This is a genomic window from Halomonas sp. SS10-MC5 (assembly GCF_015992245.1).
GTDB lineage: Bacteria > Pseudomonadota > Gammaproteobacteria > Pseudomonadales > Halomonadaceae > Halomonas > Halomonas sulfidoxydans.
In genome coordinates this window covers 3,626,774-3,646,382 of sequence record NZ_CP065435.1, presented here as the reverse complement: position 1 = coordinate 3,646,382, position 19,609 = coordinate 3,626,774, and the positions used below count along the sequence as shown (strand labels likewise).

19 protein-coding genes and 1 riboswitch are annotated in these 19,609 nt (G+C 64.1%); of the genes, 16 read left to right on the top strand and 3 right to left on the bottom strand.

The window, feature by feature from the left end:
* The first annotated feature begins 62 nt into the window (after window positions 1–62).
* Window positions 63–171: riboswitch (TPP riboswitch) on the top strand.
* The 4 genes from I4484_RS16905 to I4484_RS16890 all read left to right on the top strand — a co-directional run bounded on the left by I4484_RS16905 (window position 161) and on the right by I4484_RS16890 (window position 5,240).
* A complete protein-coding gene (locus tag I4484_RS16905) occupies window positions 161–1,549 on the top strand; it encodes a sodium:solute symporter (protein ID WP_197448394.1) in 1,389 nt (462 codons plus the stop codon). (Overlaps the previous riboswitch by 11 nt.)
* Window positions 1,550–1,714: 165 nt before the next feature.
* Complete coding sequence (locus tag I4484_RS16900; protein ID WP_197448393.1) at window positions 1,715–3,157, top strand: APC family permease; 1,443 nt, start codon at window positions 1,715–1,717, stop codon at window positions 3,155–3,157.
* 123 nt (window positions 3,158–3,280) lie between these two features.
* Window positions 3,281–4,972 (top strand): dihydroxy-acid dehydratase, encoded by a 1,692-nt coding sequence (gene ilvD, locus I4484_RS16895; RefSeq protein ID WP_197448392.1) that lies wholly within the window; start codon window positions 3,281–3,283, stop codon window positions 4,970–4,972.
* 79 nt (window positions 4,973–5,051) lie between these two features.
* Window positions 5,052–5,240 (top strand): hypothetical protein, encoded by a 189-nt coding sequence (locus I4484_RS16890; protein ID WP_167113303.1) that lies wholly within the window; start codon window positions 5,052–5,054, stop codon window positions 5,238–5,240.
* Window positions 5,241–5,344: 104 nt separating this feature from the next.
* Here the strand turns inward: I4484_RS16890 and I4484_RS20995 are convergent, their stop codons facing one another.
* Entirely contained in the window at window positions 5,345–5,626 is a 282-nt protein-coding gene (locus I4484_RS20995; RefSeq protein ID WP_197448391.1) for an XRE family transcriptional regulator, read from the bottom strand.
* A gap of 279 nt (window positions 5,627–5,905) precedes the next feature.
* Between I4484_RS20995 and I4484_RS16880 the strand changes: the two genes are divergently transcribed.
* From I4484_RS16880 to I4484_RS16860, 5 genes are all read left to right on the top strand, one after another.
* Entirely contained in the window at window positions 5,906–6,865 is a 960-nt protein-coding gene (locus tag I4484_RS16880) for a TAXI family TRAP transporter solute-binding subunit (protein WP_197448390.1), read from the top strand.
* A 28-nt stretch (window positions 6,866–6,893) separates the two neighbouring features.
* Window positions 6,894–7,505 (top strand): DUF1850 domain-containing protein, encoded by a 612-nt coding sequence (locus I4484_RS16875; RefSeq protein ID WP_330932867.1) that lies wholly within the window; start codon window positions 6,894–6,896, stop codon window positions 7,503–7,505.
* 11 nt (window positions 7,506–7,516) lie between these two features.
* A complete protein-coding gene (locus I4484_RS16870; protein WP_197448389.1) occupies window positions 7,517–9,532 on the top strand; it encodes a TRAP transporter permease in 2,016 nt (671 codons plus the stop codon).
* Window positions 9,533–9,624: 92 nt separating this feature from the next.
* Entirely contained in the window at window positions 9,625–10,134 is a 510-nt protein-coding gene (gene purE, locus I4484_RS16865; protein ID WP_197448388.1) for a 5-(carboxyamino)imidazole ribonucleotide mutase, read from the top strand.
* Between the two features lie 39 nt (window positions 10,135–10,173).
* Window positions 10,174–11,310 carry a 5-(carboxyamino)imidazole ribonucleotide synthase gene (locus I4484_RS16860; protein ID WP_197448387.1) on the top strand — a complete coding sequence of 379 codons (1,137 nt, stop codon included), beginning with the start codon at window positions 10,174–10,176 and terminating at the stop codon, window positions 11,308–11,310.
* A 114-nt stretch (window positions 11,311–11,424) separates the two neighbouring features.
* Here the strand turns inward: I4484_RS16860 and I4484_RS16855 are convergent, their stop codons facing one another.
* Complete coding sequence (locus I4484_RS16855) at window positions 11,425–12,150, bottom strand: GntR family transcriptional regulator (protein ID WP_197448386.1); 726 nt, start codon at window positions 12,148–12,150, stop codon at window positions 11,425–11,427.
* 209 nt (window positions 12,151–12,359) lie between these two features.
* Here I4484_RS16855 and I4484_RS16850 point away from each other — a divergent pair, with 209 nt between their 5' ends.
* The 3 genes from I4484_RS16850 to I4484_RS16840 all read left to right on the top strand — a co-directional run bounded on the left by I4484_RS16850 (window position 12,360) and on the right by I4484_RS16840 (window position 14,973).
* A complete protein-coding gene (locus I4484_RS16850; RefSeq protein WP_197448385.1) occupies window positions 12,360–12,644 on the top strand; it encodes a UxaA family hydrolase in 285 nt (94 codons plus the stop codon).
* A gap of 2 nt (window positions 12,645–12,646) precedes the next feature.
* The gene (locus tag I4484_RS16845) at window positions 12,647–13,816 is read left to right on the top strand and encodes a UxaA family hydrolase (RefSeq protein WP_197451088.1); all 1,170 of its coding nucleotides are present in this window, start codon (window positions 12,647–12,649) and stop codon (window positions 13,814–13,816) included.
* A gap of 152 nt (window positions 13,817–13,968) precedes the next feature.
* The gene (locus tag I4484_RS16840) at window positions 13,969–14,973 is read left to right on the top strand and encodes an Ldh family oxidoreductase (protein WP_197448384.1); all 1,005 of its coding nucleotides are present in this window, start codon (window positions 13,969–13,971) and stop codon (window positions 14,971–14,973) included.
* Window position 14,974: 1 nt separating this feature from the next.
* On the opposite strand, the gene I4484_RS16835 is transcribed toward I4484_RS16840, so the two are convergent.
* Window positions 14,975–16,006 carry a LacI family DNA-binding transcriptional regulator gene (locus I4484_RS16835; protein WP_197448383.1) on the bottom strand — a complete coding sequence of 344 codons (1,032 nt, stop codon included), beginning with the start codon at window positions 16,004–16,006 and terminating at the stop codon, window positions 14,975–14,977.
* 241 nt (window positions 16,007–16,247) lie between these two features.
* Between I4484_RS16835 and I4484_RS16830 the strand changes: the two genes are divergently transcribed.
* Genes I4484_RS16830 through I4484_RS16815 form a run of 4 tightly spaced genes read left to right on the top strand, consistent with a single transcriptional unit; the run spans window position 16,248 to window position 19,559 of the window.
* Complete coding sequence (locus tag I4484_RS16830) at window positions 16,248–16,475, top strand: hypothetical protein (protein WP_197448382.1); 228 nt, start codon at window positions 16,248–16,250, stop codon at window positions 16,473–16,475.
* 44 nt (window positions 16,476–16,519) lie between these two features.
* Window positions 16,520–17,704 carry a TRAP transporter substrate-binding protein gene (locus I4484_RS16825; RefSeq protein ID WP_197448381.1) on the top strand — a complete coding sequence of 395 codons (1,185 nt, stop codon included), beginning with the start codon at window positions 16,520–16,522 and terminating at the stop codon, window positions 17,702–17,704.
* The gene (locus I4484_RS16820) at window positions 17,676–18,239 is read left to right on the top strand and encodes a TRAP transporter small permease (RefSeq protein ID WP_197448380.1); all 564 of its coding nucleotides are present in this window, start codon (window positions 17,676–17,678) and stop codon (window positions 18,237–18,239) included. Before I4484_RS16825 ends, I4484_RS16820 begins: the two co-directional genes overlap by 29 nt.
* A gap of 12 nt (window positions 18,240–18,251) precedes the next feature.
* Window positions 18,252–19,559 (top strand): TRAP transporter large permease, encoded by a 1,308-nt coding sequence (locus I4484_RS16815; RefSeq protein WP_197448379.1) that lies wholly within the window; start codon window positions 18,252–18,254, stop codon window positions 19,557–19,559.
* Window positions 19,560–19,609 lie beyond the last annotated feature (50 nt).

Genomic DNA, 19,609 nt, shown 5'->3' with positions numbered 1-19,609 from the left:
GAGGCTCGAGGTCATATCGGCTCGTGTAGGGCCGGCTTGAGTCTCGTGATGACCCATACCTTCACTGTCGCCAGGGGAGTCTCGCTACGGCGAGGCTGAGAGAGCGCCAGTCGCTGACCCTGGAACCTGATCCGGTTCATACCGGCGGAGGAAGTGCGACATGTTCTACCTGACGTCAGCCGTGCTCGGCGCGGCGCTGCTGTGCTTTGCCTTCCTGGGCCTGCGTGCCCGCCGGGCCGACGGCCCTCTCGACGACTACGTCACCGCCCGCAACTCTCAGTCCGCCGCTACCTTGGGGCTGTCGTTCCTGGCCTCGGGCATGGGCGCGTGGATCCTCTTCGCGCCGCCGGAGATCGGCGCCTTCGTCGGCCCGGTGGCGCTGGCGGGTTATGCCATCGGTTCGGCGCTGCCGTTCATCGTGCTGGGGCTCTACGGCCCGGCGATCCGGCGCCAGCTGCCTGAGGGGCGCAGCATCGGCGAGTTCGCCGAAGCCTGCTACGGCACCGGCGTGCGGCGCTGGGTGGCGCTGGTCTCGGTGCTCTACATGGCCTGCTTCCTGGCCGCCGAGCTGACCGCTATCGGTGCGATTACGGCGCTGCTGTCGGAAGTACCGCCGGCACTGGTGGTGATCGGCGTGGCCGCGACCACGCTGCTCTACACTGCCATCGGCGGCCTGCGGGCGAGCCTGGCCACCGATCGCTGGCAAGCGTGGCTGCTGATCGCCCTGCTGCTCATCGTGGGCGGCGTCGCCCTCGTGCGTCTGCCCGAGATGCCCGTCGGGGCAGCGCTGCCGTCGATTCCCGTCGACGGCGCGCTGGGCGTGGCGCTGACCCTGGTCATCGCGGTCACCGCCGCCAATCTCTTCCACCAGGGATACTGGCAGCGGGTCTGGGCCGCCCGCGACGAGCGTGCGCTGCATCGCGGCGCCTGGCTGGGCGGCGCGACTACCGTGGCGGTGGTCGCGCTGGTGGGCGGGCTCGGCATGCTCGCGGCGATGAGTGGCCTGACGCTCGGTGAGCCGCCGATGCCGTTCTTCGCGCTGCTCGGCGAGGCGCCGGGCTGGCTGGCGCTGCCGGCGCTGGTCTTGGCGGTCACGCTGGTCGCTTCCAGCGTTGATACCCTGCAGAACGGCATTGCCTCGCTGGTGGTGGCGGGGTCCGGCAGGCGTGGGCTCTCCATCGGGGCGGCGCGGCTGGTCAGCGTGGCGCTGATGGTGCCGGTGGTGATCGTGGCGCTGCAGGGGCTCTCGGTGCTGCGCCTGTTCCTGATTGCCGACCTGCTGTGCGCCGCCATCGTGGTGCCGGTGCTGCTCGGTCTGTGGCGGCGCATGACCCCGCTGGCCGCGATGGCGGGAGGCATGGCGGGCCTGCTCGGCGCCATCCTGCCGGGCTGGGTCGCCCAGGGCAGCCTGGCGGCCGGCGTGCTGGCGGCGAGCTTTCCGGGCAGCATTCCCACGCTGCCGCCGTTCCTCGGTGCGCTGGCGGCCTCGACCCTGGTCAGCCTGGCCGTGGCGAGCGCGGCGCCCCACGAACGCGCCCGCCCGCTGTGAGCCGGTCGCAGGAGCGCTCCCCGGCGGTTGCGTCGCGGGGCGTGAAGGTCGCGAGGCAAAGGTCTAGCTTGATATCGATGCCGTGACTTGCGAATCTGTTGTTGATTATTTTAAGCACAAGCGAAAAGTATATTCGACGTCAACAACGACAATCGCGAGGACGACATGACCCAGGAAAACGGAAAAGCGGCGGGGCAGCTGGCTCGAGTGCTGGCTCGCAAGGATGTGCTGGCGCTGGCCTTCGGCGCCATGATCGGCTGGGGGTGGATCGTGCTGACCGGCAGTTGGATCCAGTCGGCCGGAAGCCTGGGCGCGATCACGGCCTTTCTGGTCGGCGGGCTGATCATCGTGCTGGTGGGCCTCACCTACGCCGAGCTCGCCTCCGCCATGCCCCAGGTGGGCGGCGAGCATGTCTACAGCTACCGGGCGCTGGGGCACTTCGCCTCCTTCCTGTGCACCTGGGCGATCACCCTGGGCTACGTCAGCGTGGTGGCCTTCGAGGCCGTGGCGTTGCCCACCGTCGTCGAGCACTTGTTCCCCGACTACGCCGTGGGGCACCTGTGGACTATCGCCGGCTGGGAGGTGAAGGCGACCTGGGTGGCCGTCGGGGTGGCCGGCTCGGTGCTGATGATGTGGGTGAACTACGTGGGCATCCGCACCGCGGCACTGCTGCAGAAGCTGGTGACCCTGCTGATCCTGGTGGTGGGCATCCTGTTCATCACCGGCGCGCTGTTCCAGGGCAGCACAACGGCCATGGAGCCGCTGTTCTCCGTCGAGCATGGGGTCCTGGGGGGCATCATGCTGGTGATCATCATGGTGCCTTTCATGTTCGTGGGTTTCGACGTCATCCCCCAGGCGGCCGAGGAGATCAACCTGCCGTTTCGCGAGATTGGCCGCGTATTGATGATCTCGGTGATCATGGCGGTGTTCTGGTATTCGTTCATCATCCTCGGCACCTCCTTGATGCTGAACCCCGACCAGCTGGCTACCAGTTCCCTGGCCGTGCCGGATGCCATGCAGGCCGTCTTCCAGGCGCCATGGGCGGGCAAATTGATGATCCTGGCCGGTATCGCGGGCATCGTCACCAGTTGGAACGCCTTCTACGTGGGTGGCTCGCGGGCGATCTATGCGCTGGCGCACTCCGGCATGCTGCCGGCCTGGCTGGCCAAGCTGCATCCCAAGCACCGCACCCCCACCAACGCCATCCTGGTGATGGGCGTGCTCTCGTCGATCGCGCCGTTCTTCGGCCGTCCGGCCCTGGTCTGGCTGGTCGTGGCCGGCGGGCTCGGCATCGTCATCGCCTACCTGTTCGTGGCGGTGTCGTTCGTGGTGCTGCGGCGTCGCGAGCCGGAGATGCCGCGCCCGTTCCGGGTGCGCCACGGCAAGCTGGTGGGCAGCCTCTCGATCCTGCTCTCCCTGGGGCTCATCGCCCTCTATCTGCCCGGCAGTCCCTCCGCGCTGGCACCGGTCGAATGGCTGATGTTCGCCGGCTGGATGGGCGGCGGCCTGGCGCTCTACGCCTGGTCGAGGAAGCGCTACGGCATCGCCTACAGCGACCGCATGATGACCCGCGAGCTGGCCGGAGCGGATCCCTATCCGGGACGCTGAGGCATTGCCGCCGTCTTGCGAGGCCACGTCGCGTGGCCTCGGTGAATGGCGGGATATTTGCCAGCTCGGCCTCGGGCGGCCACCCTCAGTAGATCACCCGATCGATCGAAACGGAGACCGCCCATGAGCGACACCTCGGACCCGCGCCGCCGCCACTCCGCCCCGGTGGTGGATGGCGTCGGCAAGTCGGCCAGCCGCGCCATGCTGCGCGCGGTGGGCTTTTCCGATGAGGACTTCACCAAGCCCCAGGTGGGCATCGCCTCCACCTGGAGCATGGTCACGCCGTGCAACAGCCACATCCACGAGCTCGCCGAGCGGGCCCGCGACGGCGCCGACTCGGCCGGCGGCAAGGGCGTGATCTTCAATACCATCACCATCTCCGACGGCATCGCCAACGGCACCGAGGGCATGAAGTACTCACTGGTCTCGCGCGAGGTGATCGCCGACTCCATCGAGACGGTGGCCGGCTGCGAGGGCTTCGATGGCCTGGTGGCCATCGGCGGCTGCGACAAGAACATGCCGGGCTGCCTGATGGGGCTGGCGCGGCTGAACCGGCCCAGCGTGTTCGTCTATGGCGGCACCATCCGGCCCGGCGCCAACCATACCGACATCGTCTCGGTGTTCGAGGCCATGGGCGCCCACAGCCGCGGCGACCTGGACCTGATCGAGCTGAAGCAGATCGAGGAGACGGCGATTCCCGGCCCGGGCTCCTGCGGTGGCATGTATACCGCCAACACCATGGCCTCGGCCATCGAGGCGCTGGGCATGAGCCTGCCGGGGAGCTCGGCCCAGGAGGCGGTGTCGCCGGCCAAGCGCGCCGACTGCGAGGCGGCCGGTGCCGCCGTGCTCGAACTGCTCGAACGCGACATCAAGCCCAGCGACATCATGACCCGCGAGGCCTTCGAGAACGCCATTACCATGGTGATTGCCCTAGGCGGCTCCACCAACGCAGTGCTGCACCTGATCGCCATGGCCAGCACGGTGGGCGTGCCGCTCTCGCTTGCCGACTTCACCGAGATCGGCCGGCGTGTGCCGGTGCTTGCCGACCTGCGCCCGAGCGGGCGCTACATGATGAGCGAGCTGGTGGCGATCGGCGGCATCCAGCCGCTGATGAAGACCCTGCTCGACGCCGGCCTGCTGCACGGCGATTGCCTCACGGTCACCGGCAGGACGCTGGCCGAAAACCTGGCCGGGGTCGGGCCGTATCCCGAGGGCCAGCCGATCATCGCGCCGCTGGAGGCCCCCATCAAGCGCGAGAGCCACCTGCGCATCCTGCATGGCAACCTGGCCCCGGACGGGGCCGTGGCCAAGATCACCGGCAAGGAGGGCACGCGCTTTTCCGGCACCGCGCGGGTATTCGGCTCGGAGGAGGAGGCCCAGGCGCGCATCAACGACGGCACGGTCATGGCCGGCGACGTGGTGGTGATCCGCTACGAGGGCCCGCGGGGCGGCCCGGGCATGCGCGAGATGCTCACGCCCACCTCGGCGATCATGGGGCGGGGCCTGGGCGACTCCGTGGCGCTGATCACCGATGGCCGCTTCTCCGGCGGCAGCCACGGTTTCGTGGTGGGGCATGTCTCGCCGGAGGCCTTCGACGGCGGGCCGCTGGCGCTGGTGGAGGACGGCGACACCATTACCATCGACGCCGAGGTGGACACCATCGAGCTTGGCGTCGACGAGGAGGAGCTCGCCCGCCGCCGTGCGGCCTGGCGCCAGCCGCCACCACGCTATACCCGCGGCGTGCTGGCCAGGTACGCACGCACGGTCAGCTCCGCCAGCAGCGGAGCGGTGACCGACCTGCCACCCGACGAGTGAGCCGTGCCTGGGTGCGTTTGGCTTTCCCCCGGGGCTTGGCTAGCTTGATGAGGCACACGTCAACCAGCAAGGAGGCAACATGCCCAAGAGCGGACCCAAGCAGGCGCGCGTCGAACCGATTCGCGATGCCGAGGATATCAACCTGCCGGTGACCGGCTGGCATGTCATCGACGAGACGGACCCCGACAATGAGATCGTCGTCTCCGAGCACGAGACGGAGGTGGAGGCGCTCAAGGCCGCAGAAGAGTACGAACAGCGCGAGGAGTGATCCGGCGCGCAAAGAGGGCCTCGCCATACATAAACGCCTCGCTTGAGCGAGGCGTTCTTTATTTGGCCGCGAGGCGCGTCGTCTCGAGACGGCGGGCTGGCGCGCTAGTAATCGAGCGCACTGTCCGGGTCGACAGTGTGATAGACCAGACGTAGCTCGTCGAGAGAGAGGTGCTCGAGGCGGCCTGCCAGCAGATCGCTGATCTTCTGTGCCGGAAGCCCGGCGCGGCGAGCGATTTCGCGACAGCCAAGGTCGGAAACGGCGATCAGCCGTGTGACGATGCGCATGAGGCGTGTGCGTTTTTCCAAATCCCTGACATCGAGGTCAGGGCATCTTCGCGGGGGGTCGAGGAGTTCCGCGTTGGAAGAATGTCGTGCCGTACTCATGATGCTCCAGTGGGCGGTTGCGACACACACATCATGGGGGCATTTCGGCGATTTTGCCAGTACCGATTCGCGACTTTTTCGCGCCGCCGCGAAAGCCGCCGTCCGGTGGGCCGGGTTGCGCCGACCTTGGTGGAATTGCCGAAAATTCACCAAAACGTAGAAACTGAGAATTAGCCCCTAGGCGCTGGGGCGTGCTAGTTTTTTCAGGTAAGCGGCCGGCCTTGCCCGGTGCGTCCGCAACAACCATAAACGATCCCGGTTTCAGGACGGAGGAAATCCATGCGAGCTCTCAAATACGCGGCAGCCGCTTCGCTGCTGGTCGTGGCCCCGCTGGCGAGCGCCCAACAGCTCTCGATCGCTACCGGCGGTACCGGCGGCGTGTACTATCCGATCGGTGGTGGCTTCGCCGAGATCATCAACGACCACCTCGAAGGCTACGAAGCGAGTGCCGAAGTGACCGGCGCCTCGGTCGAGAACATGGGGCTGATCATGCGTGGCGATGCCGACCTGGCCCTGGTGCTGGCCGACACCGCCCAGCAGGCCTACGAGGGTAGCGGCGACTTCGAGGGCCGCCAGATCGAGAACACCCGCGCGCTGGCCTCGGTCTACCCCAACGCGGTGCAGCTGGTGGTGCTCGCCGACTCCGACATCGAGTCGTTGGCGGACCTGAAGGGCAAGCGTGTCTCCGTCGGCGCCCCGGGCAGCGGCACCGAGCTCAACGCCCGCGCGCTGCTGGAATCCAACGGCATCACCTACGATGACATCACGCCGCAGCGGCTGAACTTCAACGAGACCGCCGACGCCATCCGTGACGGCGACATCGATGCAGGCTTCTGGAGCGTCGGGCCGCCCACCAGCTCGATCCTCAACCTGGCCGCCACCCGTGACATCCGCCTGATTGGCCTCTCCGACGAGGAGATCGCCAACGCGCAGGAGCAGGAGCCGGTATTCGCCGCCTATCAGCTCAAGGCCGGCATGTACGACGGTATGGAGGAGCCGGTGCAGACCATCAGTATCCCCAACGTGCTGGTCGTCAACGCCGACATGGACGAGGAGCTGGCCTACAACCTGACCAAGGTGCTCTTCGAACGCATCGACGACCTGATCGCCGTGCACCCGGCGGCCAACGACACCACCATCGAGTTCACCATGGGCTCGACGCCGGTGCCGCTGCATCCCGGGGCGATCCGCTACTACGAAGAGGTCGATGCCGAGATTCCCGACAAGCTGCGCCCATGACGCGGCGGCGCGGCGGGAGGTGTGACGCATGAAGGTCGCATCGCTGTCGAGCCGGGCAAGCAAGCGCATGATGGCAGGGTGGGCGAGGATGCCCGCCCTGCCGTCGTGTTGCCGGCCGTATAATGGCCGGCGGTATCGCCTGCTGGCAGCGGCCATCGTCGGCTGGCTGGGGCTGGTCGCGGTGACGGCGAAGGCCGAGGACGGCGCGTCGCTGGCCGTGCTCGATGCCGCCGGCGATACCCTGGTCGAGGTCCCCCTCGAGCCCGGCATGCGCTGGTGTCTGGGCTGGAACCACTCGGTCAAGAAGTTTCCGGTACTCGACTGCTATCGCTACCACCAGGGGCGGATGGTGCTCGAGCGCAGCCACCAGCCCGACTTCGCGGCGGGCCTCGGCCACACGCTCGGCCGCGGCGAGCAGGTCTCGGATGGCGAGGGCGGCTACTGGATCGAGAACATCGACGAGCCCGTGCCCGGCGACCGCTATGTGCTCCGGGTCGGATCGCCGAGCGTCGACCATCGCCTGCTGTGGCAGGACGATGGCGGCGAGTACCGCATCAGCCTGAGCGGCCTGGCCGCCGGCGAGCGCGTCACCCTACAGCTCAACAAGCCTGAAGCGACAGGCAAGCCTGACGACGTCTGACGAGGAGTCCGATGAACGAATCCAACAGCCCGCCCGTGACGATGCCCGGGGGCAATGCCATTCAGCCGCGCTTCGTGTTGTGGCTAATCACCATCGTGGCGGTGGGGCTGTCCCTGTTCCAGCTCTATTCGGCGGGTATCCAGCCGCTGGGCCTGTTTTATCAGCGCGGCATTCACCTGGCGCTGATCATGATGCTCGCCTTCCTGATGTTTCCGGTGTTCGGCCCCCACCGCAAGCGGGGAGTCGTCGGCTGGCTGATCGATATCGCCTTCTTCTGCGGCGCCGTGGTCACCGGCGGCTATCTGGTCTTCTTCCTGGACGAGATCATCAATCGCGCCGGCTTCTGGAGCGAGACCGACATCCGCATCGCCATCATCGCCACCGTGACGGTGCTGGAGGCGAGCCGTCGCGCGGTGGGGCTGGGCATGACCGTGATCGGCGCGCTGGCAATCGTCTACGCCTTCGCCGGGCCGCGCGGCGAGCTGCCCTGGCTGGGCGAGTGGCTGCCCGGCATCCTCGGCCACCGCGGCTACGGCCTGGACCGCGTGGCCGGCCAGCTCTACCTGGGGCAGGAGGGCATCTTCGGCCTGCCGCTGGGCGTGGCGGCCACCTACATCTTCATCTTCGTGCTGTTCGGTGCCTTCCTCGAGAGCACCGGCGCCGGCAAGTTCTTCATCGATATGGCCTATGCCGCTACCGGGCGCCAGCGCGGCGGCCCGGCCAAGGCGGCAGTGCTCGCCTCCGCCGGCATGGGCTCGATCTCCGGCAGCGCCATCGCCAACGTGGTGACTACCGGCGCCTTCACGATTCCGCTGATGAAGCGCCTGGGCTACAAGCCGCACCAGGCCGGCGGCATCGAGGCCGCCGCCTCCACCGGCGGGCAGATCATGCCGCCGCTGATGGGGGCCGGGGCCTTCCTGATCGCCGAGTACACCAACACGCCCTACCTGGACGTGGTCAAGGTCAGCATCCTGCCGGCGATCATGTATTTCGCCACGGTCTACCTGTTCGTGCACATCATCGCGCTCAAGCAGGGTATGCAGGGCATGGCGAAGAGCGAGCTGCCGCAGATGCGCGACGTGATGCGCGAGGGCTGGCACTTCCTGCTGCCGCTGGCGGTGCTGGTGTGGCTACTGGTGATGAGCATGTCACCGATGCGCGTGGGCTTCTACGCGGTGGTGACCATGGTCGCCGTGGCGGTGCTGCGCTATGCGTTCTGGTTCCTGTTCATCGCGCCGCGCCAGGGCGAGAAGGTAACGCTGGCGAGCATTCAGCGCGTGCTCTGGGCCGGCCTGGTCAAGCTGGTCGAGGGCCTCGAGCTCGGCGCGCGCAACGCCGTGGCCGTCTCCATGGCCTGCGCCGTGGCCGGCATCATCGTCGGCGTGGTCGGCCTGACCGGGCTGGGGCTCAAATTCTCCTCGATGATGATGGCGTTCTCGGGCGGCAACCTGCTGCTGGCGCTGGTGCTGGTGCTGCTCGCCAGCCTGGTGCTGGGCATGGGGCTACCGGTCACCGCCAGCTACATCGTGCTGATCGTGCTGGTGGGCCCGGCGCTGTCCAACGAGTTCGGCGTGCCGCTGCTGATCGCCCACCTGGTGGTGTTCTGGTATTCGCAGGACTCCAACGTCACGCCGCCGATCGCCCTGGCCGGTTTCGCCGGGGCGGCGATCGCCGGCAGCAAGCCGATGGAAACGGGCATCCAGGCGTGGAAGTTCGCCAAGGGGCTCTACCTGATTCCCGTGTTCATGGTCTACAACCCCGAGATCATCATGGGCGGGCCGGTGCTGGTCGTCATCTGGAACGCGATCATCGCCATCCTGGCGCTGTGTGCCTTCGCCGCGGCGCTGGAAGGGTACCTCTTCACGCGCATGTCGTGGTTGCCGCGCATCGCCATTACCGCCGCCATCGTGGCGGTGTTCTACCCCAGCCTGGTGGTGGAGGCGGCCGGGGTGGTCGTGATGATCGTGGCGCTGGGGGGCAACTGGCTGGCCAGCCGGCGCGAGTTCGGCGCTACCGGGGCGGTCTGAGCGCCTGTTCAGTTGGTCAAGATGACGGCGCCCGCGGGCGCCGTTAGAATACTTGCCCTTCGAATTCTCTGTGCCACTTCCGGGAGCCGCACATGCAGTCCAACGAGCAGCCACGCGTCGGCGTGATCATGGGGTCGAAGTCCGACTGGCCGGTCATGGAGCACGCGGTGGCGATGCTCGAGCGCCTGGGTGTGCCTTGCGAGACCCGAGTGGTCTCGGCCCACCGCACACCGGATCTGCTGTTCGACTACGCCAGGTCCGCCGCCGGGCGTGGCCTGCAGGTGATCGTGGCCGGCGCCGGCGGCGCCGCCCACCTGCCGGGCATGGTGGCCTCGCAGACGGCGCTGCCGGTGCTCGGCGTGCCGGTGGAATCCAAGGCGCTCAAGGGGCTCGACTCGCTGCTGTCGATCGTGCAGATGCCCGGCGGCATCGCCGTGGGTACGCTGGCCATCGGCAAGGCCGGGGCGACCAATGCCGGCCTGCTGGCGGCACAGATCGTCGGCCTGCAGGATGCCAAGGTGCGTGCCGCCGTGGAGGCGTTTCGCGCCGAGCAGACCCAGACGGTACTCGACAACCCCGACCCGCGTCCTGCGGCCGAATAGGCGGCGGAGCCGTATGAGCCCGCGAAAGGAGAACGTGACATGAATATCGGCGTGCTCGGTGCCGGCCAGCTCGGCCGCATGCTGGCGCTGGCCGGTTACCCGCTGGCCAACCGCTTCACCTTCCTCGACACCACCGGCCACCCCAGCGCGGGGATCGGTGACGTCATGATCTACACCGACCAGCACCACCTGCTCGACGATTTCCTGGCCAAGGTCGACCTGGTCACCTACGAGTTCGAGCACCTGCCCGTGGCGCTGGTCCAGGCCATCGAGGAGGTCAAGCCGGTCTATCCCTCGAGCGAGGCGATCCGCATCTGTCAGAATCGCGCCGAGGAGAAGGCACTGTTCGACCGCCTGGGCATCCCCACGCCGGCTTATCGCCTGGTGGAGCATGCCGACGAGCTCGAGGCCGCGGCTCGCGAACTCGGTTGCCCAGTGGTGGCCAAATCGGTCACCGAGGGCTACGACGGCAAGGGCCAGGCGGTGCTGCGCGACCCGGGCGAAGCCGCCGAGGCATGGCGCAGCATCAACCACCCGCGGTTGATCGTCGAAGCCTTCGTCGACTTCGTGCGCGAGGTGTCGATCATCGCCGTGCGCGGCCGCGACGGCGAAGTGGCCTTCTATCCCATGGCCGAGAACCTGCACGTCGACGGCATCCTGCGCTACTCGCTGGCGCCCATGCCCGACCTCGACGAGTCGGTGCAACAGACCGCCGACGGCTATATCCGCGCGCTGCTCGACGAGCTCGACTACGTCGGCGTGCTGACCCTGGAGCTGTTCCAGACCCGTGACGGCAAGCTGCTGGCCAACGAAATGGCGCCGCGGGTGCACAACTCCGGCCACTGGACCATGGACGGTGCCGTGACCAGCCAGTTCGAGAACCACTTGCGCGCCATCCAGGGCCTGCCGCTGGGCGACACCTCGGCGCGGCAACCCACCTGCATGGTCAACGTGATTGGCCAGGAGGGCGACCCGGCGGCGATACTGGCCATCGGCGACGCCCATCTGCACCGCTACGACAAGAGCGAGCGACCCGGCCGCAAGCTCGGCCACGTCAACCTGGTGGCGGAAAGCCACGGCAAGCTGCTGGAGAAGGTGCACGCCTGTGCCTGGCTGCTGCCCGAGGCGCCGGAGCCTCGCTTCAGCTTCGAGGACGCGTTCCGTCAGGGCAATTGAGGTACCGAACGTGCCACGCCCCTCAACGCTGGGGGGCGTGGCGTCTTTTTTTCTCGACATCACGCTCTGTGATGTCGGATCCGCTCCAGCGGTATTCGTCGTGCCAATAAAGAATTACAGTTCGTTGAGGTAATAATGCTTCTGCGTTTCACAACGAGAAACGCGAAACTCCAGTGGGATGCCCTGCAGGTTCCTGGCGATACGCCGAATTTCCAATAGCGGTGTTCCTTTGGGCACGCCCAGGTGTCGTTGCTCTTCCTCACTGGCCGCCACGGCAAAGAGACGCTCCTCCGCATGGGCCACGCTCTGATTGAAGCGTTGCTGATAAAGCTGGTACAGCGTGTTAGGCAATGTCGTGGGCTCTTCCTCCAGATGCTTGAAGCGATCCGCAGAAACGACCAGATCCTCCAGCAGCGCCGGCTCGTCTTCCAGCTCACGGATACGTCGGATATGTACCACCGCCGCTCCCTCCTCTAGCCCGAGAGCCTCTGTCTCGGTTGCCGTTGCCATTCGCCGCTCCCTGATCAGTACTCGCGAGACGGGCAGCGAGCGAGTTCCATCCCTCCGTACCAGATGAAAGAACTGGAACAATGAGCGATCACTGTCGTGTGTCGCAACGACGGTCCCCTTGCCTTGAAGGCGCAGGACAACCTGATCGCTGGCCAATGCATCCAGGGCCTTGCGTAGCGTACCCACGCTGGCCCCGTACTCCTTTGCCAGAGCCGATTCGCTGGGGATGTACGTTCCGGGAGGCCATTCTCCCGACACTATCCTGGCCAGCAAGGCATCTTTGATCTGCTGATACAGCGGGTGGTAGCTGGGTTTCAGCTGCTGATCCATGTCTCGTTCCTGTGAGTTGCATACTGGTCCGCCTCGCGGTTGGTCATGCAGCGGGCCTACGGCGCGATTGTAGCAAAAACCTATAGAGGACACTTGACGGTCATCTATATGATATCATATACATGACTTGTGTTCGCGCTAGCAGCCATGCGACATGGTGTGCGGCTGCTGCCGCGACAACATCAACCACCTCGTACGGGGGAGAGACAATGAGCATCGACTTCGTAGTGCATGATGCCGGCGACAGCGTCGGCGTCGCGGTAGTCGAAGGCATCCAGGCGGGTCAGGAGCTGACCGGCTGGATAATGCAGGAAGACCAGACCATTACCTGCCAGGTGAGCGACCCCATTCCCATTGGTCACAAGCTGGCGATCCGCGATCTTGCGGAGGGAGATACCGTCATCAAGTACAGCGTCGATATCGGTCGGGTCATCCAGCCGATCAAGAAGGGCGAGCATCTGCACGTTCATAACGTCAAGACCAAGAGGTGGTAATGATGGAAATCAAGGGTCGCAAGTTTCTGGGCTATCGCCGCGAAAACGGTCGGGTCGGTGTGCGCAATCACGTCATCGTGCTTCCGGTCGACGATATCTCCAATGCTGCCGCCGAGGCCGTTGCCAACAACATCAAGGGCACCCTGGCATTGCCGCATCCTTACGGGCGCCTGCAGTTCGGTGCGGACCTGGATCTGCATTTTCGTACTCTGATCGGGACCGGCAGCAACCCCAATGTCGCCGCCGTGGTGGTCATCGGCATTGAGCCGGGCTGGACCAACAAGGTCGTCGAGGGCATCAAAGCCACCGGTAAGCCGGTCGAGGGATTCTGGATCGAACAGAACGGGGATCACAACACCATCTGCGCCGCCTCCAAGAAGGCCCGCGAGTTCGTGCAGTACGCCAGTGAGCTGCAGCGCGAGGAGTGTGATGTCGACGAGCTGTGGATTTCCACCAAGTGCGGCGAGTCCGATACCACATCCGGCTGCGGGGCCAACCCCACCGTCGGTGCCGCCTTCGACAAGCTCTACGAGGCCGGCTGCACCTTGGTGTTCGGCGAGACTTCCGAGCTGACGGGGGGCGAGCATCTCGTGGCGGAGCGTTGCGCCACCCCGGAAGTTCGAGAGCAGTTCCAGGCGATGTTCGACCGCTACAGTGCCATGATCGATCGTCACAAGACGAGTGACCTCTCCGAATCCCAGCCCACCAAAGGCAATATCGAGGGCGGGCTGACGACCATCGAGGAGAAAGCGCTCGGCAACATCCAGAAGATCGGCAAGCGCTGCCGGGTCGACGGGGTGCTGGACAAGGCGGAGCAGCCGGACAAGCCGGGACTCTGGTTCATGGATTCCTCATCGGCTGCTGCCGAGATGGTGACGCTCTGTGCCGCTTCGGGCTACGTGGTGCATTTCTTCCCTACCGGCCAGGGCAATGTGATCGGCAATCCGATCCTGCCGGTGATCAAGATCTGCGCCAACCCCCGCACCGTGCGCACCATGAGTGAGCACATCGACGTCGATGTCTCGCATTTGCTCAAGCGCGAAATCAACATGGAAGAGGCCGGCGACCAGTTGCTCGAGATGATGCTGCGCACCGCCAATGGTCGACATACCGCCGCCGAAGCGCTGGGGCACCGTGAATTCGTGCTGACTCGTCTCTACGAAAGCGCATGATGGCCAGCCTACCTGCCTTGTTACGGTCGACGACAGCTGTACGCCCTTGGTATCAGCGCTGGTAGATGGGAGGCTCAACCAGGTCGCCAGCTACCGCCGCTCGGGCCTTGTGATGGCATGGCCGTGATGGTTTGTGGAAAGGAGAGAGGCACATGAACGAGAGTGTCGAGCTAAGTGTCGAGGAGGGCCGGGACCTGGCTTTGGCCGCGATGCTCCGTTATGGCTTTGGAGTGCCCGAGGCAACTGTGACCGTCGATGCGCTTTTGGGAGCGGAGCGTGACGGTTTGCCATCTCATGGCCTGGCGCGCTTGCCGTACTACCTGGACCAGGCCGCCTGCGGCAAGGTGAAGGTGGCGGCAGTGCCCCGTCTCGAGATGGAGGGGGCAGTGGTGCGCGTCGATGCTGGATACGGCCTAGCCTTTCCGGCTGTCGCCAAGGGGCTAACGGCCGGTCTCGATTGTGCCGCTCGGTTAGGAATCGCGGCTGTAGCCATTGCCCGCTCCCATCATTTCGGTGCGGCGGGGGCGCCCGTGGAACATGCCGCGCGCCAGGGGTATCTCGCGCTGGCCTTCAGCAATGCGCCTTCGGCCATCGCGCCTTGGGGGGGGAGGCGGCCGCTGTACGGTACCAACCCCATCGCCTTCGCCTGTCCGCGGCGACAGGCCGATCCGTTGTTGATCGACCTGTCGCTCTCCAAGGTAGCCCGTGGCAAGGTGATGCTGGCCAAAAGGCGCCGTGAACCTATCCCGATCGGTTGGGCGTTGGATGCCGAAGGGCAACCTACCAGCAATGCCGATGCCGCCATCGCTGGCAGCATGCTCCCGGCGGGAGAAGCCAAAGGCGCTGCCTTGGCCTTGATGGTGGAACTGCTTACCGCCGGATTGACAGGAAGCAACTTTGGTTTTCAGGCCAGTTCGTTCCTGGATGCGGAGGGGGGGCCACCGGGAATCGCTCAGCTGATTCTGCTGATAGAGCCCGGGCGTTTTTCGCCTGGTTTCGTCGAGCATGCCGAAACCATGTTCGCGGCAATGCAGGGCCAGGCTGGCGTTCGATTGCCCGGTGATCGCCGCTATGCTTGTCGCCGCGAACGCGATACTCGACTGACGTTGCCTTCGGCCTTGGTGGCGACCCTGAGAGCCCACGCGGGGGTGGCTTGAGTCACGAGGTGAAGTCCGGCACGGGGCCGGTCGATTCTCGGAGCACCAGAGGAGCATCGAGCAGTAAACGATGAGGCGAGGCTTCGCCGCTGATGCGTGCTGTCAGTGCATCGGCTACCCGCTGGCCGATCTCGCTTGCCGGCACCGCCACGGTGGTCAGCGGCGGGGACATGAAGCGTGCTTGCGGGAGGTCGTCATAGCCCGTAACTGAGAGCTGTTCGGGCACGCTCACGCCTGCCCGCTGAGCGGCCAGCATAACCCCAAAGGCGAGGGTGTCGTTGCCGCAAAGAATCGCCGTCGGCGGTTCGGGCAGCCTCCTCAGTTCCTCATAGGCCTGGGTACCTTCGGCTATGCCGTACGGTACCGTGACGATCCGCTCCGGGGGCAGGGGATGGCCTGCTGCCTCCGTTGCCTGAAGGAAGCCCTTGAGGCGTGCTCGTGCCCGGTCGTTACCCTCGGTGGGGGCAGTGACCACCGCAAACTGACGGTGGCCCAGCATCAACAGGTGATTCGCCAGGCGCCGTGCCGGGGCGGCATTGTCGAAACCGATACAGGGCCAGTCGGGATCGTCTTCGGCGTGCCAGCAAGACAGGAAGGGGAGCCCGCGTTGTTGGAGCAAGCTGCGGACCTCGGGGCGGTGATCATGGCCTATGACAACCACGCCATCGACACCTTGTTGGACCAAGTGGCGCAGGGCTTGGTATTCGTCGTCGAGGTCGTAGCGGTAGGTGGCGATCAAAAGCCGACAATCATGCCGTTTGAGGCGGTGCTCCAAGCTGTCGATCATGGTGCCGAAAATGGGATTGTCGAGAGTCGGTACCAGTGCTCCGATAGCGCCGATACGCCGTGAGGCCAGCGCACGGGCGGTCCCGTCTGGCACATAGCCGAGTCGCTCGATGGCAGCCTCGACGCGTTCGCGCAGACGGGCGCTGACATGAGGCGCATTGTTGAGGACCCGAGATACCGATGCTGTCGAGACCCCGGCCTCCCGGGCGACGTCTCCGAGCAGCGTGCGTTGCAGCTCCTTGCTCATGGGGTCGCATCTCCCTTGGCGAGTCCCTCACGGTCCGTCCCATAGCGAGACAGGCGATGAGGGCACATTTCTTCTGGACAAGTCATATATAGGAGTCTAGGCTGAAGTCAGTTATATGTAAGCGCTTACAAAGCCTGCCGATCAGTATAACCCTATGTGGCAACACGGCAAGGGAAGCGCCTTCGACAACCCGGCTGGAACGCTCTGCCGGACAACGACAATAACGATGCAGGAGACAACAATGACGGAGATCACCGACAAGACGAACCGGCGCCGTAAGCTGGGTGGCTTGATGTGGCTAGCCCTGGGGCTTTTCGCATTCTTCTTTCTCAGCGTTGTCTTGCAGCGCTTTCGACCCGGGTTGCTGGATATATCCGCTGCGCAGGAAGCGGCGCTGTTGCTGGTCGCCACCGGTGTGTTCATCTCAGCCTGTCTACGTCTCGAGACACGAGATACCTCAGTGACGTGATTCGAGGCTGCCGTTCTCGCAATAACAAACACAAGGAGCATGCTATGACTTTCTTCAATCATCTCACTACTGCCAAACATGCAGAGGCCGGCGAACCGAGCTTGCCTGAACGCCGCCAGTTCATGAGTAACGTGGCGCGCTACGGCTTCAGTGCCGCGGTCGTAGGTGCCGTCGGTGGTGCGCTCTTCTCTGAGCAGGCCATGGCCCAAACGGCTCAGGAGGAGAGCGAGCGTCGTGCCGCAGCTGAAATCACCATCGTTCTGGCGACGGGGTACCGAATTGGTGCAACCCGCGCGTATCCGATCATGCAACTGAATTATAAGGAAAATATTCAGAATTTCACGAATGGCAGGGTTTACGTCAGGCTAGCTCCGGCAGGTGAGCTCGGGGTGGGTGATGCCCTGATCAGCAAGGTGCAGAACGGCTCCGTTGCGATTGCCCAACACTCAATGGCGAACCTTTCCGCATTCGCACCGGAAGTCGACCTCATCAACATTCCCTACTGGTGTGGCAATAACCAGAGATTCGTCAATTTGGTGACTTCGCAAGCCTGGAAGGATGTCGTTCACCATAAGGTGGAAGAGCGCGGCTTCAAGGTGCTGTCTTATGTCTGCATCGACCCTCGTACCGTGGCCGTGCGTCGGGGCCTGCTCGATGGTCCAGCGAAGACGCCGGAAGACATCCAGGGCATCAAGTTCCGGGTTCCGGCATCGGATATCCTGCAGCGAGTGTACCGATTGCTTGGCGCCAACCCAACTCCGGTGGCTTGGGGTGAGACGTCTTCCGCCATGCAGCAAGGTGTCGCGGATGCTCTCGATCCGAGTGTCCAGGCGCTGCTCGTGTTCGGTTTCACCGACGTTGTCGAGAGTATTTCCACGATCCAGTCGGTTGCCGATGCCCAGGTCTATACCTGCAACAAGGCGTGGTTCGATTCCCAGCCCGCGCCGATCCAGGATGGCATCATGCAGGCTGCCGAGACGACCTTCCGCGAGAATCTGGCCAAGGTCCCTGCCGCTCGTGCCTACGCCTATAGTGAAATGCGCAAGGCTGGCGTCGATGTCTATACCCCTACCGAGAATGAAGTAGAGCAATGGCGTGCGCGTTGCGGCCACCACCTGTCGGATTGGGATGACACCAAGCTCAAACTCGCTGGTTCGATGGAAGTGTTCGAGGAGTTGCTTGAAGCTACGGAGGTGGACAATGGCTACTACGTCGATAGCAACAGCTGACATGTCAAAATGGCGACTGTTTCGTTTGCGTTGCGATCGCCTGGACCGCAAGGTCGAGCGCTGGCTTCTGCTGACTTTCTACGCTCTGATCATTTTGACGATTGCCATCGAGGTGTTTCGACGCTTCGTATTGAATTACTCCTCATCGTGGGGTGAGGAGATGGCTCGGTACGCCTTCATATACCTGGCTTGGCTCGCTGCCGCTGCAGCCGTCAGGGATAGGGCGCATATCCGCATTGATGTCTTGGTCAATCTGGGCGGGCCGCGCATGAAACGCCTCGCCTGGTGGTTGTCGGATATTGCGACTCTCATCCTGGCGGTCTGGGCATTGTGGTTATCGATCTCCCCTATTATTACTTCATTGCATTTCGGGTCTATCACTCCAGGGCTGCGACTTTCTCAAGCCTTCTTTCTGGCCGCAGTTCCAATTGGGTTCGCACTGGTCGTTACTCGCGTAATTCAATCGATGCTGGCCGATACGCGAAGAATGCGGCGTGGGGAGCCTGTTTTCGACGGTCGGAAGCTGTTTGACTGAGGAGGAAAGGTCATGGAGTTCCTGACGTATCAACCGGCTGCTATTCAACTTGGGTGGACTTTCTATCTTCCTTTGTTCGGATTGGTTGCCATGATTGCACTGGGAGTGCCAGTATGGGTCGCTATCGGCTTGGGTAGCTTGACTATCATTACTTTGACAGAAGCACTCCCACTGTCCGTTTTTGGTGCCTCTCTGTTCGAAGGTATCAACGCCTTTGCCTTGATTGCCGTTCCCCTCTTTATCCTGACGGGCGACGCCTTGGTTAGATCAGGGTTGTCGGATAAGTTGCTGGATTTGGCGCAAGCTACCGTCGGTGGGTTCCGTACCGGGCTTGGCAGCTCCACTACATTGGGTTGCGGCTTCTTTGCCTGCATCTCCGGTTCCGATGCTGCGGGTGCTGCAGCGGTGGGGCGCATGACGATCCACCGACTGGTGGAACGGGGGTATCCGCTCCCGGCAGCGTGCGCACTGGTGGCGTCTGGTGCCTGTACCGGCATTCTGATTCCCCCGTCGATCGCCTACATCGTCATCGGCCTGGTGCTTGGCATGCCCGTATCGACCCTGTTTCTCGCTGCGGCCATTCCGGGTGTCCTGGTAATGCTGTCGGTCATGCTGACGAATGTGATGCTGAATCGTCTTCATGGTTTCGAGAAGGGGCATAGCAGCTTCTCATTCAAGGTCTGGTTGCGCGCCGTATGGGATGCGAGGTGGGCCTTGTTTGTGCCTTTCGTCATTCTTGGCGGCATATACTCCGGCATTTTCACTCCGACTGAAGCGGCATCGGTGGCCGTCGTGGTCGTGGTGCTGGTAGGTATGCAACAAGGAACGCTCACGCTGGGCGATATTCCGAAGATGCTGGAATCCTCAGCACGAGTATGTGGCGTCATCGTGCCGATCATTGCCGTTGCTCATCCGCTAGCACAGCTTTTTTCAAGCTTGGCTATTCCGCAGACCATGGTGGGAGGTATCACCAGCCTGACAGATTCGCCTGTTCTCATTATTTTGCTGATGATCGGGATACTGGTTCTCGCTGGTTGTGTGATGGAGGCGACGCCTAATATCGTTATCCTTGCTCCTTTGCTGCTGCCGTTAGCGCAAATGGTGGGAATGAATGATATCCATTTTGCCATTCTTATGGTGACAACCTTGGGCATGGGTTTCATCACTCCGCCATTGGGGCTCAACCTGTTCGTCGTCGCGGGGTTGACGAGGTGTTCTATCCTTGCGATCGCGCGCTATGCGGTGCCGTTCGTGCTGGGCATGCTCATGGTTGCGCTATTGATTGCCTTCGTTCCCTGGCTTTCCCTCTGGTGGCGTTGACTGGCTCTAGGAGGTGTTGATCGAAAACGACTCGTCATCGCAAAAATGTA

Excerpts from the sequence above, each read along its gene's own strand:
- I4484_RS16905 (WP_197448394.1), top strand. The coding sequence starts at position 161 with ATGTTCTACCTGACGTCAGCCGTGCTCGGCGCGGCGCTGCTGTGCTTT.
- I4484_RS16900 (WP_197448393.1), top strand. The coding sequence starts at position 1,715 with ATGACCCAGGAAAACGGAAAAGCGGCGGGGCAGCTGGCTCGAGTGCTG.
- ilvD (WP_197448392.1), top strand. The coding sequence starts at position 3,281 with ATGAGCGACACCTCGGACCCGCGCCGCCGCCACTCCGCCCCGGTGGTG.
- I4484_RS16890 (WP_167113303.1), top strand. The coding sequence starts at position 5,052 with ATGCCCAAGAGCGGACCCAAGCAGGCGCGCGTCGAACCGATTCGCGAT.
- I4484_RS20995 (WP_197448391.1), bottom strand. The coding sequence starts at position 5,626 with ATGAGTACGGCACGACATTCTTCCAACGCGGAACTCCTCGACCCCCCG.
- I4484_RS16880 (WP_197448390.1), top strand. The coding sequence starts at position 5,906 with ATGCGAGCTCTCAAATACGCGGCAGCCGCTTCGCTGCTGGTCGTGGCC.
- I4484_RS16875 (WP_330932867.1), top strand. The coding sequence starts at position 6,894 with ATGAAGGTCGCATCGCTGTCGAGCCGGGCAAGCAAGCGCATGATGGCA.
- I4484_RS16870 (WP_197448389.1), top strand. The coding sequence starts at position 7,517 with ATGAACGAATCCAACAGCCCGCCCGTGACGATGCCCGGGGGCAATGCC.
- purE (WP_197448388.1), top strand. The coding sequence starts at position 9,625 with ATGCAGTCCAACGAGCAGCCACGCGTCGGCGTGATCATGGGGTCGAAG.
- I4484_RS16860 (WP_197448387.1), top strand. The coding sequence starts at position 10,174 with ATGAATATCGGCGTGCTCGGTGCCGGCCAGCTCGGCCGCATGCTGGCG.
- I4484_RS16855 (WP_197448386.1), bottom strand. The coding sequence starts at position 12,150 with ATGGATCAGCAGCTGAAACCCAGCTACCACCCGCTGTATCAGCAGATC.
- I4484_RS16850 (WP_197448385.1), top strand. The coding sequence starts at position 12,360 with ATGAGCATCGACTTCGTAGTGCATGATGCCGGCGACAGCGTCGGCGTC.
- I4484_RS16845 (WP_197451088.1), top strand. The coding sequence starts at position 12,647 with ATGGAAATCAAGGGTCGCAAGTTTCTGGGCTATCGCCGCGAAAACGGT.
- I4484_RS16840 (WP_197448384.1), top strand. The coding sequence starts at position 13,969 with ATGAACGAGAGTGTCGAGCTAAGTGTCGAGGAGGGCCGGGACCTGGCT.
- I4484_RS16835 (WP_197448383.1), bottom strand. The coding sequence starts at position 16,006 with ATGAGCAAGGAGCTGCAACGCACGCTGCTCGGAGACGTCGCCCGGGAG.
- I4484_RS16830 (WP_197448382.1), top strand. The coding sequence starts at position 16,248 with ATGACGGAGATCACCGACAAGACGAACCGGCGCCGTAAGCTGGGTGGC.
- I4484_RS16825 (WP_197448381.1), top strand. The coding sequence starts at position 16,520 with ATGACTTTCTTCAATCATCTCACTACTGCCAAACATGCAGAGGCCGGC.
- I4484_RS16820 (WP_197448380.1), top strand. The coding sequence starts at position 17,676 with ATGGCTACTACGTCGATAGCAACAGCTGACATGTCAAAATGGCGACTG.
- I4484_RS16815 (WP_197448379.1), top strand. The coding sequence starts at position 18,252 with ATGGAGTTCCTGACGTATCAACCGGCTGCTATTCAACTTGGGTGGACT.